Raw genomic sequence first — 16,862 nt, 5'->3', positions numbered from 1 at the left:
ATCCCGTTGCCGCCGTTCAAATCGGTTTGCGAACCGCATAGAACGCGGCGATATCGTCCCTCGTACGCTTCCGTTTCTGGACAAAAAACAGATGACCCCCGACGAATTGACGAATTCCGAGGGTCATCTACCGGCCAATGCTAGTGCGGCCTAGTTCTGCTTTGATCACGGATTAAACTGCAGCGACAAGCGGTTTTATTTCACTCTTCCCTGCTTGGGCATTGGTATGGATATTTCTAAGGGAGAGAGTCATGCACAAGCCTTTTTAAAACGTGGATTACCGTATGGCAAGGTCTTTAAGTTCCAGCATAATCTTGAGGGTTTAGCATCCTTTCTTGACTATATCAGAGACGTAGAGTCTGCTTCAGGAATACGTCATAATCGGTTTCATCTAAAAAGGGCTGTGCACGCTGCTCATATGTGAGGAAATCAACCACCCGGTTAAAAGATATAGAGTAAAGCTGGTCGGCTAGATTAACCCTTTTTGAAATGCAAAACCCTTTGGTTTTACCATTACAGCACGCGGATGACGATTTTACCGCGCGCTCGGCGGCTCTCACTTTTTTCATGTGCCTTGGCAGTTTCCTCTAAAGGGAAAACAGAGTCGATCGTTATGTTCAATTGTCCGCCGTTAACTAGGCGGGTCAATTCGTCTAGATAAGCAGTAGTGATCGGCGTGTACTGTACCTCCTGGACCGTTACAGACGCTTTTGCCGCGCTATCGGATGAATAGCGCCCCCACGTAATCGGTACGAGGCGGCCTCCCGGCTTTAGGGTATTCAGTAGCCAGTCTACCTTTTCTCCTCCCGCTGTATCGAGGACAATGTCCACGCTATGTTCGATCTCTGCCGGCAGAATGGATGTATAGTCGACAAACACATTGACGCCTAGATCAAGCAAGTATGGCTCGTTACGGGCAGAAGCGGCTCCGATGACGCGCGCCCCCTTCCATCGGGCGAGTTGGACCGCTAGGTGGCCGACTCCCCCGGCGGCACCGTTGATCAGCACCGCTTGTCCCTTCTCTAGTTTCCCTTGTACGAACAGCGCATGCCAAGCAGTAAAGCCAGACTGAGGCAGAGCTGCCGCCTCGACGAAATCAACCGATTCAGGTTTGAGTGCCAAATTCCCCGCCGGTACAACGACATATTCCGCGCAACCCCCACTGTTGACGGTCATCCCGTAAACGGCATCCCCCGGATGAAAACTCGTTACTCCAGCACCCACACTGGCAACGACTCCCGATACATCCCAGCCAGGAATATAAGGAAGTCTGAACCGATCACCTGCCAAGCCCGAACGGATCTGCCAATCGCCTGGATTGACGCCGACTGCATGAACGCGGACGAGAACCTCATCTTTACCTGCCGCCGGAATGGGTACTTCTTCGTAACGCAACACGTCCGGCCCTCCGTAAGTAAAATATCGGATCGCTTTGATTTTCTGGGGTATTTCCATCGCCATGATCATTTATCCCTCTTTCGCTTCATTGAATTAACGGGCCACGTTCATTACAATAGTAATAAAATCGGAGACTGGTAACAACGGACAATGCAGCCCGCAAGTCGTTTACCTGACAAATCGACGATTTTGTCGGGGCTGTCGGGGCTGTCGGCTCTTGAGCTCCGTTGACGTCAAGCGAGGAGCGTTACAAGCGATGGGAACTGAGAGGAATGAAGCCGATAGACGGCGGAGGCGGTCGCAGTTACTGCTGAAGCAATCGTTCGCGGAACTGATGCGGGAAAAGGGATTTACCGCGATGACAATCCAGGATATTACCGACCGTGCAGATGTACACAGGGGGACGTTCTACGCTCATTTTCCGGACAAATTCGCGTTGCTGGAGCAGTCCATCCGTGATAAATTTCTCCATATGCTAGGGCGTGAACTTCCACCGGATGCAGGTTGGAATCCTGAGCATTTGCGCGTGCTGGTCCGAATAGTACTGGAACACGTTCGCTCGCTATACGGTCGGTGCAGCCCGATCGATACGATCAATCTGCTATTCGAGAGGTCGGTCCGTGACGAGCTAGCCGAATTGCTGCAACACTGGTTGCAACGGCTTCGGGCGGACCAGGCTGATTGGACCATCCACGTCGATACGATGGCTCTCATGACAAGCTGGTCGATATTCGGCGCCGCGGTACAATGGAGCAAAGCTTATGAGGATATAAGTGTGGACGAAATGACCCACCGCGTCGTAGCCGTGCTGGCAGAAGGCGCAGGCAGATTTGCGTTTATCGATAAAAAAATGTAATCGCTAACGATACGAATTGATCGCACATTCATCAGAAACTGCAATATTGTAATCGGCAGCGTTTTACTATACTACCTTCCAATGAAAAGCGGAAGCCGATCAGTCAGCCGGCTGCGGAGTTGTCTTTATTATGCTAAAGTTCTTACGATAACCACATCATGATCTGGGTAGCTCGGAGTGGAATATACCGGTGTGCCCTCAGCAATTACAGTTCCGCTGTCGACTTTCCCAATCTCTTTGATTTCCGTTACGTCCAACAAAGCCAGCTCCCAAGCGTTGACATAATCCCTATTCCCTAAACTAATGATATCTGCATAAGAAGATTCGGACATATAATTGCTGGGATCGGATTGTGACGCCACGTCATTAATATCAATAAAAGGCATAAAATGACTTTCATTAGATCACCTCAAATACTTGACGCTGGATCAGCTGCCATTTTGTTGTTCTCAACTAACGTTCCCAGTTAGGTTAATGAATGTACAGGTTACTTCTCATCATGGGATGTCTGAATCTTTTATTTAAATGGCTGACGAAGCTTACTCGAAGAGGACTTTCAGCGGTAGATTCAGACGCCGTTTTCTTCCCCCACAAAGTGAAGCCAATCTCCGAAGCATATTCCTATTACTTTGCGGGGGCCCCGGATAAAATATTTCGCTCCGTCCGCACGGGCGAACCTATAGGGGTTCATCCCCCCCTTGCCATTCCGCCAAATAAAAAACGCAACCTTCTGATAGGTTGCGTAGAGTTATTTATTTGGTGGAGCCAAGGGGGATCGAACCCCTGACCTCTTGCATGCCATGCAAGCGCTCTCCCAGCTGAGCTATGGCCCCGGACTAGCAAAATAATAGCACAGTCATTTCCAAACTGTCAATCCTTTTACTAGTCTCATTTATTCTTATTTCACATACCCGAATCCTAGTATCGTAAACCGTTTATCTTCGTGTCCTGATGCCATCTTAATCTCAACCGTATGCTCCTTGGATTCTTGCTCGTTATACAAAATAACCGCATTACAATGAGTCCAGTTGATGATATGAGGATCTGCAACTTTCATATGCTGCCCGTCAACCAAAATTTCCGCACTTCCAAATTCCTGACTTCCAGAATCCTTGAACACGAGAATAAGCCGCTTGCTGTGAATGGTCAGCTTAAAGCTTCCATCTCCCGCTTCAGCCGTATGCATCCAGTTGAAAGGAAACTGCGGTGTTCCGAATGAATCGAAATCCAACTCCACCATATGAAGATCAGTATCCGTTTCAATAAAGCTCCCGGCTTCAATCACAGCAATGCCTTCGCAATTACTCCTATCCAACAATCGTATCTCCACAAAATCATTCCCGATAACCGGCAGCTTCTCAATCATAATATCTAGCCCTTCGGCTTCAGAACGGTCCGCCTCTTCAAACAAGTAACCAAGACAATCTGCCATCACGGTATGGCCTGCATTCGTCGGATGATAAATATCGTAGAAGAACTGCCTTTTCGAAATGATATTGCCTTTAGCCTTTGATAATCGGAACTGCTCCACAACCGCATCTTTCACACTGACCATGGGCAACTCATAATGCCAGCCTACAGGCGATAGCCGATCTTGAAGATTCCAGTCATTCTGGAACACACTGAACAACAGGATAACGGCTGGAGCGTTTGCAGCATTTAATGCCTTCAGTACAAGACTCTCATAACAGTTCCCTTTCGTTTCGTCCCCTGCGTCATTCACGGCAAATTCGATAATTACAATATCCGGCTCCACCGTACCATCTCGAAGAACATCCCTGTCATAACGAACAAGGCCAAGCTCGGAAGGCGTTCCTCCAACCCCTGCTTTGATTAAATGTATATGGTCAGCTTCAGGATGGCCGAACAGCTGCTTAAATCGCTCATAAGCTTGATAAGCATAGCTGGTATTATGAATCGGCTTGGCTCCTGCACCTTGCGTAATGGAGCCCCCGATGTAGGCGATCGTTACATCCTCGCCTCTTTTCGCTTTTTCAATTGCTGCTTTCAGTTTATAATTATTACCTTTGCTGACTAAAGACTTAGTAATCATCCCGCGATAAGCTTCAGACCCGAACTCGATAGGTGGTTCTGGCGTAATCTCCGGAACTTCAAACCCATCATTCAGGTACAAAATAATGCTCGCCGTCGCAAGTGCACCTGCTTGCTCAAATTCAAAAGTGAATTTTCCAGGTACATCATCATCCGATGACCACTCATACTCATCCAGGATCAATAAAGTTTCCGAACCATCTGCCACACAAGGAATTCTGATCCTGGTGCCTGACTCGTATTTGTTTGTCTTCCCCCAGTTTTCGAGGCTAAAGTAGATCTCCGTACCTTCTCGCTCGTCATGCGCCTTCACAGAGATTCCGATACTATGTACCAGCTTGCGGAACCCGTTGCAGCTCGCCAGGTGTGCGAGTATTTCCTCGTCCTCGACCCCACCTGTAAAATTCGCTTTGTCACTCAGCCGTCCTTCCAGATAAATCTCTTGCGAGAACTTTCCGTCAAGGCGGGTACTTGCTTCAATAATGGATTCGAACATAATAAAAAATCCGCTTCGCTTCCGGGTCGGATCTTTAGGAGCCGTTGGACCTTTATGATCATCAGTCTTCACTTCTATCGTTTTATTATCCATCTGAAGATATCACCTTTTCCTATATGACGTATCTACATTGATTATATAGAACGATACGGTCCTGCCGCATGTTAGAAATTAAAGGCTTTATATAAAAAATTAAGTAATTTTCGCCGTACAATTCGATATCTCGACGAGGTTCTGATCTGGATCACGTACATACACAGATACAATCTTGCCGACAGCTCCAGTCCGAGCAACTGGCCCTTCCTCCACCTGCACATCACAAGCTGCCAGATGCCGGAGAACCTCTTCCATCGGTGTCTTCGTAATCAGACAGAAATCAGCTGACCATTCATATTGATGCAAAAATAGCCCTCCCGCTTAAGGGAAGGGCTATTTCATGCAGCTACAAGCCGCTTGGATTGTTAATAGGGTGCTTAGACAACAGACTGTTCAGCTCTTTCATGAACATATCGATATCCTTGAACTGTCTGTATACGGATGCGAACCGCACATAAGCGACTTCATCAACCGGATATAGCTGGCTCATCACAATCTCGCCAATATCACGGCTCTCGACTTCTGCAAGAGCAGTCGTGCGAAGCTCCTTCTCCACTTCCGAGACGATAACCTCAAGACGTTCAACAGATACCGGACGCTTCTCGCAGGCACGAATGAGGCCGCGAAGAATTTTATCACGGCTGAATTCTTCCCGGCTGCCGCCTTTCTTAATGACGATAAGCGGGGTTTCTTCAATCATCTCGAAGGTCGTGAACCTTCTGCTGCATTTCTCACATTCACGACGTCTGCGAATGGATTTATTCTCATTGGCTGGCCTTGAATCGAGTACTTTTGTACCCGCGTAATCGCAATAAGGGCATTTCATCAATTTCACTCCTTCCGAATCCTATTTTTGTGATTATAAAAAATTTACCAATCGTTACCTGAATGAAGTTGCGAATTCCGCACATAATACATTTACCAACCGCAAGGAGGTGAACATCAATGAGCTCGAACAACAGCAGCACACTACTGGTACCGCAAGCTACTGCAGCACTAGACCAAATGAAATATGAGGTCGCTCAAGAGCTGGGTATTACGTTGTCGCAAGACGGTTATTACGGCAACCTGCTTACAAAAGACGCAGGCTACATCGGGGGTAACATTACTCGCCGTTTGGTGCAAATTGCCGAACAATCTCTTGCAGGTCGTCAATAATCATTTCATCAGTCATGTATAACAGATGCTTTGGCTGTTCCGTCCTGAAGCGGCGGACGGCCAAGGCTTCTTCTTGTCTACGTCAGAGAATCGGATAAAGATCTTTGTACTTATTATAATAATAAATAACACGTTGTACATAGTGGCGAGTTTCTCCATATGGAATTTGATCCGCTGTATCCAGTTTCCCGTCCCATTTTCCGGAATCAAGCCATTTTCTCACATTACCAGGACCCGCATTATAGGCTGCAATGACAGCTACCGTATTCTGATCAAATTGCTTATGCAAGGACTGCAAATACCATGCTCCAACTTCGATACTGACATCCGGTCGATTCTGCAGCATATCTTCTGTTACATTCTTGAAATCCGCCTTCTGGAAAATCCAGTCCGCTGTATCAGGCATAATCTGCATGAGGCCTAGTGCCCCTTTTTTCGATACTTGTCCGGTCGAATAATTGGTTTCTGTTCGAATAATCGCTGCAATAAGATGCGGATCAACACCATAATTAGATGCGCTGGCACGTATGTCTTCCTTGAACTCGATCGGATACATCATACGGGCAAGCCAATTAGAATTCAGGAATAACACACCAATGAGGCCGATGAGCAGAAGAAGCAGCACTCTTTTTCGAATTAACCATCTCATGGCAAATCCTGACTTTTCCAAAACTCGTCCACCTGACGTTTAGTTTCTTCAAGTGAACTACTATTATCAATCACCCAGTCCGCACGGCTTCTCTTCTGCTCAATATTCATTTGAAGTCCAATACGGCGTAGTGCTTCTTCCTGTACCAAACCGTTCCGCTCCATCAGCCGTGTAAGCTGAAGCTGCTGCGGAACATAGACAACCATAATACCTTCATATAACTCTTCCTGGCCTGTCTCATACAATAAAGGGATGTCCGCTACAACAAGCTGCTTCGGGTCCTGTTCTTCATATTGCCTGATCCGCTGCTGCATGCGATTTCGTATCGCAGGGTGCAGAATACTCTCAAGCTGCATGAGCTGATCGCGATTGTTGAACACGATCTCTCCAAGAGCTTTCCTATTGAGCGTTCCGTCTGTATGTATAACAGCTTGTCCGAATGTAGAGGCGACCGCCTCTAAAGCCGGTTCGCCGGGCATAACAACCTCTCTCGCAACCTGATCGGCATCGACCAGCAATGCACCCCGTTCTACCAACATGGCAGCAACGGTGCTCTTGCCGGTAGCGATTCCGCCGGTTAAACCGATCTTCATTAGCTTCACCCCGTTCTAATCATCCTATAACAGCTTTAATATCCCAATCACAATCAATAAAATACCCGGAAGCACCGAAACCGCCTGCATGCCTTTCCAGTTCGAGAACCGGAAGCCAAACCGTATACCGCCTAGAAGAAACAAGGCGCTCGCCACGGTAATCATAATAGGAGTTAATAAAGGTGACAATCCAACCATCGCAGCCCCGATACCTGCACCAAAAGCATCAAACGACAAGGCAACACCAAGCATAAGCGCTTCAGTCGCAGAAATCGTCCCCGACTTATCAACATCGGCAGCCTGTGGAGTCCGCAATATTTGTATAACCAATCCTAGGCGCTTCAATTCAACAATGACAACAAGCACCGGATGCGAACGATCAACCAAGGTCGATGGCTCAGTTCCTGATTCCTGCTCGGCATCCGCCTCACCGTCACCAGCTCCGGCTTCCTTGCCGCTCCGTCTAAGCTGTAAGAGTGCCCAGGTCCCGATGGCAACAAGAACCACAGATCCAATTAACTTAGCGACAAAAGGGGATAAATATCCCGTAATCCATGAACCAACGAGCATCGACAGAAAAATAACCATGCCAGAGCAAATCGCAATGATGACAATCGATAAGAGCGGAATTCGTATTCGCCGCAATCCGTATGTCACGCCTACTCCGAAGCCGTCCACACTGACAGCAAAAGCAAGCACCAGCAAAGAAGCAAAATGCGCGAACAACCCGCAGCCCTCCCCCGCATATCAGATGTCTCAATCATCTAGACATCCGCCTATTGTTCGTAACAACAACAGCATATGCGGGGAATCCGCTGCGGTGCATTAATCCTTCCGAACGACCTTTTTGCGGACCTTCGGCAATGGCTGACAGCTCGCGCAAGTATGCGTTCCTCTGCCGCCTACGACCGATTTATCAAGCAAGCGGCCGCACTTGGTGCAAGGCTCGTTCTTCCTGCCATACACAAGCAATTGGTGCTGGAACATGCCCATTTCCCCTTGCCCGTTCACGTATGATTTCACCGAAGAGCCGCCTGCAGCAACTGCCTTCGCCAGCGTCGAAATGATCGCTTCATGAAGAAGATCCCATTCTGCCTTCTTCAAGGAATCAGCCGTACGCTCTGGATGGATACCTGCGAGGAACAATGCCTCATCCACATAAATATTGCCAAGCCCTACCACATATTCCTGATTCAGCAGAAGCGGCTTGATCAGTCCGGTTTTTTTACCAAGTAAGCCTCTTAATGCATCCACTGTAAAAGCTTCATTATCAAGCGGCTCCAGCCCAAGCTTATTGAGCGGCTTCAGTTCAAATTCCGTGCCTGGCTCAAACAAATGCATCGTGCCAAACTGACGTACATCCTTATATCTTAAGTCCGTTCCATCTTCAAAATGAAACAGGACATGTGTATGAAGCTCTACCGGCTCATCGCTAGGGAACACACCGTAACGTCCTTCCATCCGCAGATGGGAGACAAGCACGAGATCATCTAATATAATTCGCAAAAACTTTCCTCGCCGCTCAACGGTCTGAATCGTGCGACCTTCAAGAGCAGCAGCAAACGCCTCTGGCTCAGCCGGTCGTTGTATGATGCGGGGAAGCTTAACTGTCACCGATGTAATCTTTTTACCGGCAACAAGTTCAATTAACGTTCTTCTTACGGTTTCTACCTCTGGCAATTCAGGCATCTCTATTCACCTCAACAACCATTATACCTGATTCGTACAAGCTTCGGCTTGGGATACTTTTGTCAATCCCACGGCAGCCTTAGTCCAGCCTTACTTCGCCTCATACCAGTTCACACCGTAGTTCACGTCCGCCTTCAGCGGAACATCAAGCTCAAGTGCTCCGGCCATTACGCTAGGTACAAGCTCCTTCATGAGCTCAAGCTCATCTTCAGGAACTTCGAAGACAAGTTCGTCATGTACTTGCAGAAGCATGCGGCTCTTCAGCCCACGTTCGCGAAGTGTCTCATCCATCCGCACCATTGCTAGCTTGATAATGTCTGCCGCTGTGCCCTGGATCGGCGTATTCATTGCGGTCCGCTCTGCGAAGGAGCGAAGGTTGAAGTTCGAAGCTTTAATCTCTGGCAAATAACGGCGGCGCTCTAGCAGAGTGGTCACATAACCATCACGGCGAGCTTGCATAACGATATCGTCCATATATTTGCGCACGCCCTGGAACACTTCGAAATATTGCTCAATGAATTTCGACGCTTCCTTCCGCGTAATGTTCAGGTTCTGCGATAAGCCAAAATCACTGATTCCGTATACGATACCGAAGTTAACAGCTTTCGCCGACCGGCGCATATTCGAATCAACTTGATCAGCCGTAACGCCAAATACGTCCATCGCCGTCTTCGTATGGATATCCATGTCGTTGATAAAAGCTTCCTTCAACCGTTCATCACCAGAAATATGGGCAAGCACACGCAGCTCAATCTGAGAATAGTCCGCTGCGAGGATGTACCAGCCCGGCTCGGAAGGCACGAACGCTTTACGAATCTGACGTCCTTCTTCAAGACGGATTGGAATGTTCTGCAGATTCGGGAATTGGCTGCTAAGACGGCCTGTTGCCGCGATCGTCTGACGGTAATACGTATGGATTTTGCCAGTCTCTTGACGAACCTCTTTCAGGAGACCTTCAATATAGGTCGATTGCAGCTTCGACAGCGTACGGAAATGTAAGATAAGCGGCACGATCTCATGATAAGGCGCCAGTTTTTCCAGTACTTCCGCATCTGTAGAGTAGCCGGTCTTCGTCTTCTTCTGAACGGGAAGTCCCAGCTTTTCAAACAAAACTTCGCCAAGTTGCTTAGGAGATCCAATATTGAACTCCATACCAGCCAAACGGTGAATTTCACTCACAGCTAATGTCAGCTTACTTTCAAGTTCACTGCCTAGACGTTCCAACTCTGCCTTTTCTACCTCAATCCCTTGTCTCTCCATGCCGGCGAGCACGACAGATAAAGGCTGTTCAAGCTCATAATACAGCTTGTTCATGCCACTCTTCTCAAGATCCGCACGCATCAGCACGGTCAGCTTGCGAACCGCGTCTGCCTTGGCAGCCAGGTGGCGATATAACGCCTCATTATCAGGCACTTTGAACTTGGCGCCTTTGCCGTACACCGCTTCATCAAGCGGCACAGAAGACTGAGTATAACGATCACAAAGTGCGTTAAGCGATAGATTCGTATCCGTTGGATCAAGCAAATAAGCGGCAAGCTGCACGTCAAACGCTGCACCTTTCCATTCGATCCCATTCCAGCCAAGCGCCAGCTCGATCTTATGCGTATCAAAGCCAAACTTCGGCTTGTCCGCATCCGCCAGATAAGCACGCAGTTCTTCGGTGAAAGGCTGCTTAAGCGCAGCTGTTGGCACGACATAGACCGTATCTTCTGATACTGCTGCAGCAAGACCCAATACATCAGCATGATGAGGATTTTCCCCAATTGCTTCTACATACAGGCCATGCTCAGCACCTTCCACGTTCAAGGCTTCAAGCAGCTTCTGTAACGCTTCCTGATCATTATCCGATTCGATGACAATCACATTCAGTTCAACAGCAGGAGCTGCTGCTTCACCGCTGTGTGCTCCTTCACCGCCGAGATCCAACCTCTCGATCAGCGACTTAAACTCCAGTTTGCGGAATGCTTCTGCCAGCACGGCAGGCTCATAACCGTCATAACGAATATCGTCGGCACCATGCTCAAGCGGTACTTCACGGAAGATGGTCGCAAGCTTTTTGCTCATAATCGCATCTTCTTTATGCGTCTCGACCTTTTCTTTCATCTTGCCTTTCAGACTGTCTGTGTTTGCTAAAACCTCTTCAACGGAACCGTGTTCATGCAGCATTTTGAGCGCTGTCTTCTCGCCAACACCCGGAATACCAGGAATGTTATCAGATGCATCACCCATTAGACCCTTCAGATCGATAATTTGCATCGGCTTCAGGCCATATTTCTCATCAATTCCTGCTGGGGAGAACAGCTCCACTTCACTAATCCCTTTACGGGTAATCGCAATCGTAACGTTATCCGAAGCAAGCTGCAGCATATCTTTATCACCGGTAACAACTAGCGTCTGCACATTTTGCTCATCTGCCATACGCGTCAACGTCCCAATAATATCATCGGCTTCATAACCGGACAGCTCGAATTGTGAGATCCCAAATGCTCGAAGCAAATCCTTCATAACCGGGAACTGCTCAGACAGCTCCGACGGCGTTTTCGCACGGCCGCCTTTGTATTCCGTATAGCCTTCATGGCGGAACACGACTTTACCAGCATCGAAGGCAACAAGCACATGGGTTGGTTTCTCTTCTTCAAGTAATCTAAGCAGCATCGTTGTAAATCCAAATACCGCATTCGTATGTAAACCTGCTGAGTTCGTAAGCGGCGGCATCGCGTAAAATGCACGGTTCGCGATACTATTGCCGTCAATTAATATCCACTTGTCCATTCAGACACCTCACTAAACATTTCTACCCTCTATCATACCATATTTATGAAGCAAACTCCTTGCTGCAGGCGGGGTAAATAGAAAACCGCCGGGACATTGTCCCAGCGGTGATCTCCAATTACATGATGTTACTTCGTGAACGTCAGAATTGAAAGCAATCTGTACAGCATAACTACACTTTCTGCACGAGTTGCATCACCTTCCGGATCAAATTCATTACCCGGTTTGCCATTTACAACTCCAAAGCCTGCAAGCTGGCTAATTGCTTCTGCTGCCCATGCTGGAATATCGCCTTGGTCGGCGAAGTCACCAGCTTTATTCGCATCATTGGCATAGCCTGCGAACGCTAGACCACGCGATAAGATAACAGCCATTTCCTCACGAGTAATCGTTTGATCTGGTCTGAACTCACCATCTGCATAGCCGTTAATTAATCCGGCTCCTGTAGCTGATGCAACAACAGATGCGAACCAGTCACCAGATTGAACATCATCGAACGTGCTTCCGCTAGTTGTTGCCGGAGTCGCAAGGCCGAACAGACGAACAACCAGGGCTGTAAACTCAGCTCGTGTAATGGAACGATTCGGATCAAAGCTGCCATTACCTACTCCATCAACGATCAACAGATTAGACAATGCATCAATCTCTTTTTTCGCCCAATGGGCTGCCGTATCAGTAAATGATTTATCTGTCTGTACGATCAGGAAGGTTCCGTCCGTACGGCTCATGATAGAAACCTCTGAGCCACTAACCGTAAACGGTACAGGTGTATAGACGGTATTGCCTTTCCCATCCTTATCGACACGAACAACAGCTACATGCCCTATGTTTGGCTGACTGCCAAGCTTAACCGTACGTTTAATGTAGTGGCCAAGATCGTTCAGGACGATCTCCTGCCCGTCTTTCTTCACGGCTTTCAGCTTAAAGCTAGCCGAACCCAATACGTCGAAGCCTGCTTTTTCCGCAGAATCCGATGCTGCTTGATCAGCAGCCACTTCAAGCTTCAACTGTAAATCCGTTAGCGAGAGTCCAAACAATGTAGCAAGCTTGCTCCAGTCATACTGACCCGGTTTCAAAATATACGAGCCCGCTTGTGAATCAAAGACAATCGTGTCCACTTTGTTCTGAGCCAGGAACTTTGCCAGCTCTGCCGCACTGATGCTAATGCTTGAACCAGTTACTTTCACGGTAACTGTGGAGGATGTCGCATTATTCAGCGCTTCCTCAAGAGGACTAGATGCTACGACCGTATTCCCGCCATCTCCACCGCTTGGCGGGATTACAACAGCTGCATCCTTTTTCATTACGGTTAACTTATAAGTTTCCGTTACTGTTCCGTCAGGCGAAGTGACGTTTATTGTAAAGATTGTCGTCTTGTCCGGAATATCATACATTTGCTTGATCGGTTCTTCCGGATCCTGAACTCCACCAGTAATCGCTACCTTAGCTTTGTCATCCGTTGGATAAACAAACATAAGTAATTGTTTGGTATTGCTCTCAACTTCTACAGAGTATTCCTTGACCCCAGGCATAACAACAGGAGACTTGTACACTTCGTTCGTGTTGTCGAAGACAGAAAGCTCTTTGATCGACGAATCCTTGGGACCTGTGCGATTAATAATAATTTGGTATGACGCGCTTTTATCACCTTGATCAACGTGCACATGAACGACATAAGTCTTGCTATCCGGAGTTGCAAGTATGGCCGTTCCTCCCGTCTGTGAAGTCACTCCATCGTAAGTGATTTCAGCCCCTTCGATTAGAGGAGTTGCTTCAATTGTCAATTGTGTCACAGACGTCTCTACTGATAAATCATAAGTCCATTGCCATGAATCAAATTCCGGTGTAAGCGTATATTCATGGTTGTTCTGATCTTTAATCGTTAGATTCGTTAATCCATGTTCTTCGTTAGCTGCCTGCACTTTAGAAATTCCCAAACTAGACAATAATCCTGCGGAAAGCAAAATAATCAGCAGTATGCTTGTCCATTTCTTCATTTTTCCCAAATTAGAAATAATCATAATTCAACTCCCCATACTCTAATGAATGCTATAAAATGATGTAGCCTTAACATTTAACCATCCATATTCTGAGTTGGCAAGCATTAATATGGAAATCACATTCATTCGGTCCTACACGTTGTAATACCACAAAGAAGCCTGTTATCCGAGCAGCTCGGGTAACAGGCTTCTTGTCATCACACATCTTAGATATTGTGCTGAGTATTCAAATCCGGGCGTTTATTCGTAACGAGGTATACAACACTCTCGCCAATATTAGTGGCATGGTCACCAATTCGCTCGATGTTACGGGCAACTAAGTTCAGGACAGTCGCCTGCGTAATGTTGCGCGGATTCTCCATCATAAGCGACAGAAGCTCGCGTGAGATCTGGGCACACAAGGCATCCACCTGATCATCCTCGACAGCCAGTTTATAAGCCAAATCAACATTTTCTTGGACGAAAGCCTGGATCGACTCATAAGTCATCGTTTGTACGATCTCCGCCATACGCGGCAAATCAATCAAGGGTTTAATTAATGCCTGCCCCTCCAGACGTACGACGAACTTTGCGATATTAACACACAGGTCACCCATTCTTTCGAGGTCCGATGCAATCTTGAATGCAGCTAAAATCCTGCGAAGATCTTTGGCAACCGGCTGTTGGGTAGCAATCAGCTTAGAACCAAGATCAGTGATTTGATCCTCCAGATGATTCAAATGCTGGTCATTATTAATAATTGCTCTTGCTTTCTCTACATCCGTACCACTCAAAGCTTTCATCGAATCAACAAGTGCTTCTTCGACGAATGTCCCCATCTCAACGAGCAAATTATGAAGCTGTTCAAGTCCATGGTCAAACTCTTTTCTTGTAGTCATCATCATCATTGTCCCCCTTGTCTTAGCCGAAGCGTCCGCTAATATAGTCCTCTGTCCGTTGATCTGTCGGATTGGAGAACAACTTCTCTGTATCCGAGAACTCAACAACCTCGCCATTCAAGAAAAAGACCGTCTGATTCGACACACGAGCCGCTTGATGCATGTTGTGCGTAACCATCACGATCGTATAACGGTCCTTCAGCTCTTGCGCAAGCTCTTCGATCTTCAAAGTGGAGATCGGATCAAGCGCCGAGGTTGCTTCGTCCATGAGCAGAACATCCGGATTCACGGCAATCGCACGCGCAATACAAAGCCGTTGCTGCTGTCCGCCAGAGAGACTAAGCGCCGAACGCTTCAAATAATCTTTTACTTCATCCCACAATACTGCAGCCTTTAGGCTTGTCTCTACAATCTCATCCAGCTGCTTTTTACTGCTAATACCATGAAGACGTGGACCATAAGCAACGTTATCATAGATCGATTTCGGGAAAGGATTCGGCTGTTGGAATACCATACCAACTTTCTTGCGAAGCGTCTCCACATCGACATCATTGGAATAAATTTCTGTACCACCGATAGAGATACTTCCTTCGATTCTTGTTCCCGGGATCATGTCATTCATCCGGTTAAGCGTACGAAGCAGTGTCGATTTCCCGCAGCCGGAAGGTCCGATAAAAGCCGTGATTGCTTTCTCAGGAATAGTGAGTGATACGTCTTTCAAAGCATGAAAGGCTCCATAATACAAATTCAACTTATTAATGTTAATTAGGGTCTGCGTCTGCAAGGTCGTTTGCATGATCGTTCTCCTCCGCTTATTTAAATAGAAAAAATGGGAAGCCTAATCATTAGTTCATCCCAGAGAAAATGAAATATTTTTGTTTATGAAAGGTGCCGGGCTAATCCCTGACCTTTCTATCCTACTAGCCGTTTGTAAATAGCGTATTGTTGTTTTGTAAATTCCATGTTAAAAATAAGACCCAAGCAGTTTATCGATCTCCTTATTAACATGGACTGTCTGCTGGTAAGCCTGCTCCGACAGTCGGCCAATCTGCTCCGAACTGTCCTTACTGTTCGCCGATGCCTGGAACAAATGGCTAAAGACACTACCCGCTTCCTTGACATCAGACTCACTAACGAACGCTTCTTCCCGGCCTTCCCGCGCAAGTGCAGCCGTCTGCTCAATTGCCGCCAGAATTGTTTTCGTCAATGTTGTGATTGACTCCGCGGAGCGTTTCGTCTCGCTCGCCAGCTTCATCACCTCGCCGGCTACAACAGCAAAACCTCTGCCATGCTCACCAGCACGCGCAGCTTCAATTGAAGCATTGATCGCAAGCAGATTACTTTGTTCAGCTAATTCTTTGATCAGCTTAGAGACGTGACTGATAGATCCTGCTTCAGCTTGCAAGTCGTTCATCCGCTGCTCCTGCTGCATAGAGTTAGCGGCGAGCTTACCGAACGCAGCGGTTACTTTGTCCAGCTGATTTTTTCCGCTTAACGTCAAATCCACCATATCCGCAGATATTTCCTTACCCTGCACAGCGGATTGTCTTACCGAGCTTACAGCTTGATCAATTTCCTTCACCCGGTTCCCCACACTATGTATCGTCTTGACCTGTCCATCAATCGCTTCCTGCTGAAGCTGACGGGACATACGAAGCAGGTCAGAGACCGTTAAAATTCCGATCATTTGTTCATCTTTCGTCACGATGACACAGTTATATAGAACGTTGTCCTCACGCTTAAGTGCACTGTCTATTAATTGTTGTGGTGAATGACTGCGATCTACGATGAGAGGAGAGGGATCCATCAGCTCCGAGATCGGCTTCTCATAATACAGATCAACACCAAACCGCTGGCTAAGCCGCATAAAAAATTGATTGCGCATCATGAGACCTACCGGCTTGTCCTTCTTTTCTCCTTCTTCACACACAACAATGCATTCGCTGTCCGGATATTGTTTAAATAAGGCTATCGTTTCTTTGCATGACTGAGTAGAAGTAATAGCAGGCGCTGAACGGATAAATTCAAGCAGACGGGTTGATGGTTCAATCGTTTCGACTTGATTCTCGATTTGTCTCTCTTTTGCTCGACGTTCTAATACAGCAATCGTCATGGTCTCTCACCTTTCTCAATAGGCTATAGACCTAATTCTAGGACTGAAGAATCAATTTCAGTTCATATTATTGTTTTCGCTGCGTTAAAATTCCATATTAGATAAAAAAACT

Annotated in this window: 16 protein-coding genes and 1 tRNA gene; 2 read left to right on the top strand and 15 right to left on the bottom strand. The window is 47.2% G+C overall.

Annotated features, from left to right (window positions below; translation table 11 throughout):
- Positions 1-513: 513 nt before the first annotated feature.
- On the bottom strand, positions 514-1,398 hold the full coding sequence (locus tag FHS17_RS17205) for a zinc-binding dehydrogenase (RefSeq protein WP_208420441.1): 885 nt from the start codon (positions 1,396-1,398) through the stop codon (positions 514-516).
- 256 nt (positions 1,399-1,654) lie between these two features.
- Here FHS17_RS17205 and FHS17_RS17200 point away from each other — a divergent pair, with 256 nt between their 5' ends.
- On the top strand, positions 1,655-2,254 hold the full coding sequence (locus tag FHS17_RS17200) for a TetR/AcrR family transcriptional regulator (protein WP_167279668.1): 600 nt from the start codon (positions 1,655-1,657) through the stop codon (positions 2,252-2,254).
- Between the two features lie 128 nt (positions 2,255-2,382).
- On the opposite strand, the gene FHS17_RS30915 is transcribed toward FHS17_RS17200, so the two are convergent.
- The 5 genes from FHS17_RS30915 to nrdR form a co-directional block, all read right to left on the bottom strand.
- Positions 2,383-2,511 (bottom strand): hypothetical protein, encoded by a 129-nt coding sequence (locus FHS17_RS30915; RefSeq protein WP_279590367.1) that lies wholly within the window; start codon positions 2,509-2,511, stop codon positions 2,383-2,385.
- A gap of 500 nt (positions 2,512-3,011) precedes the next feature.
- Positions 3,012-3,087, bottom strand: a tRNA-Ala gene (locus FHS17_RS17195).
- Between the two features lie 65 nt (positions 3,088-3,152).
- Complete coding sequence (locus tag FHS17_RS17190; protein WP_167279667.1) at positions 3,153-4,895, bottom strand: SGNH/GDSL hydrolase family protein; 1,743 nt, start codon at positions 4,893-4,895, stop codon at positions 3,153-3,155.
- 99 nt (positions 4,896-4,994) lie between these two features.
- Positions 4,995-5,204, bottom strand: coding sequence for a VOC family protein (locus tag FHS17_RS17185; protein ID WP_243865407.1), 210 nt, complete (start codon positions 5,202-5,204; stop codon positions 4,995-4,997).
- A gap of 40 nt (positions 5,205-5,244) precedes the next feature.
- Entirely contained in the window at positions 5,245-5,724 is a 480-nt protein-coding gene (nrdR, locus tag FHS17_RS17180) for a transcriptional regulator NrdR (protein ID WP_167279666.1), read from the bottom strand.
- A 119-nt stretch (positions 5,725-5,843) separates the two neighbouring features.
- On the opposite strand from nrdR, the gene FHS17_RS17175 reads away from it, so the two are divergent.
- The gene (locus tag FHS17_RS17175; protein ID WP_167279665.1) at positions 5,844-6,056 is read left to right on the top strand and encodes an alpha/beta-type small acid-soluble spore protein; all 213 of its coding nucleotides are present in this window, start codon (positions 5,844-5,846) and stop codon (positions 6,054-6,056) included.
- 82 nt (positions 6,057-6,138) lie between these two features.
- On the opposite strand, the gene FHS17_RS17170 is transcribed toward FHS17_RS17175, so the two are convergent.
- The 9 genes from FHS17_RS17170 to FHS17_RS17130 all read right to left on the bottom strand — a co-directional run bounded on the left by FHS17_RS17170 (position 6,139) and on the right by FHS17_RS17130 (position 16,750).
- Positions 6,139-6,705, bottom strand: coding sequence for a lytic transglycosylase domain-containing protein (locus FHS17_RS17170; protein WP_167280052.1), 567 nt, complete (start codon positions 6,703-6,705; stop codon positions 6,139-6,141).
- Positions 6,702-7,298, bottom strand: coding sequence for a dephospho-CoA kinase (coaE, locus tag FHS17_RS17165; protein WP_167280051.1), 597 nt, complete (start codon positions 7,296-7,298; stop codon positions 6,702-6,704). Before coaE ends, FHS17_RS17170 begins: the two co-directional genes overlap by 4 nt.
- Before the next feature lie 24 nt (positions 7,299-7,322).
- Entirely contained in the window at positions 7,323-8,024 is a 702-nt protein-coding gene (ytaF, locus tag FHS17_RS17160) for a sporulation membrane protein YtaF (RefSeq protein ID WP_167279664.1), read from the bottom strand.
- 99 nt (positions 8,025-8,123) lie between these two features.
- Complete coding sequence (mutM, locus tag FHS17_RS17155) at positions 8,124-8,987, bottom strand: DNA-formamidopyrimidine glycosylase (protein ID WP_167279663.1); 864 nt, start codon at positions 8,985-8,987, stop codon at positions 8,124-8,126.
- A 90-nt stretch (positions 8,988-9,077) separates the two neighbouring features.
- Positions 9,078-11,759 (bottom strand): DNA polymerase I, encoded by a 2,682-nt coding sequence (polA, locus tag FHS17_RS17150; RefSeq protein WP_167279662.1) that lies wholly within the window; start codon positions 11,757-11,759, stop codon positions 9,078-9,080.
- 128 nt (positions 11,760-11,887) lie between these two features.
- Positions 11,888-13,780, bottom strand: coding sequence for an S-layer homology domain-containing protein (locus FHS17_RS17145; protein ID WP_167279661.1), 1,893 nt, complete (start codon positions 13,778-13,780; stop codon positions 11,888-11,890).
- A 185-nt stretch (positions 13,781-13,965) separates the two neighbouring features.
- A complete protein-coding gene (phoU, locus tag FHS17_RS17140) occupies positions 13,966-14,637 on the bottom strand; it encodes a phosphate signaling complex protein PhoU (protein WP_167280050.1) in 672 nt (223 codons plus the stop codon).
- Positions 14,638-14,659: 22 nt separating this feature from the next.
- Positions 14,660-15,433: a phosphate ABC transporter ATP-binding protein PstB gene (gene pstB / locus FHS17_RS17135; RefSeq protein ID WP_167279660.1), complete on the bottom strand. Its 774-nt coding sequence runs from the start codon at positions 15,431-15,433 to the stop codon at positions 14,660-14,662.
- Between the two features lie 168 nt (positions 15,434-15,601).
- On the bottom strand, positions 15,602-16,750 hold the full coding sequence (locus tag FHS17_RS17130) for a methyl-accepting chemotaxis protein (RefSeq protein WP_167279659.1): 1,149 nt from the start codon (positions 16,748-16,750) through the stop codon (positions 15,602-15,604).
- Positions 16,751-16,862 lie beyond the last annotated feature (112 nt).

The sequence above is a fragment of the Paenibacillus lupini genome, assembly GCF_011761355.1.
Lineage (GTDB): Bacteria > Bacillota > Bacilli > Paenibacillales > Paenibacillaceae > Pristimantibacillus > Pristimantibacillus lupini.
This window is presented reverse-complemented; position numbering and strand designations above follow the sequence as displayed.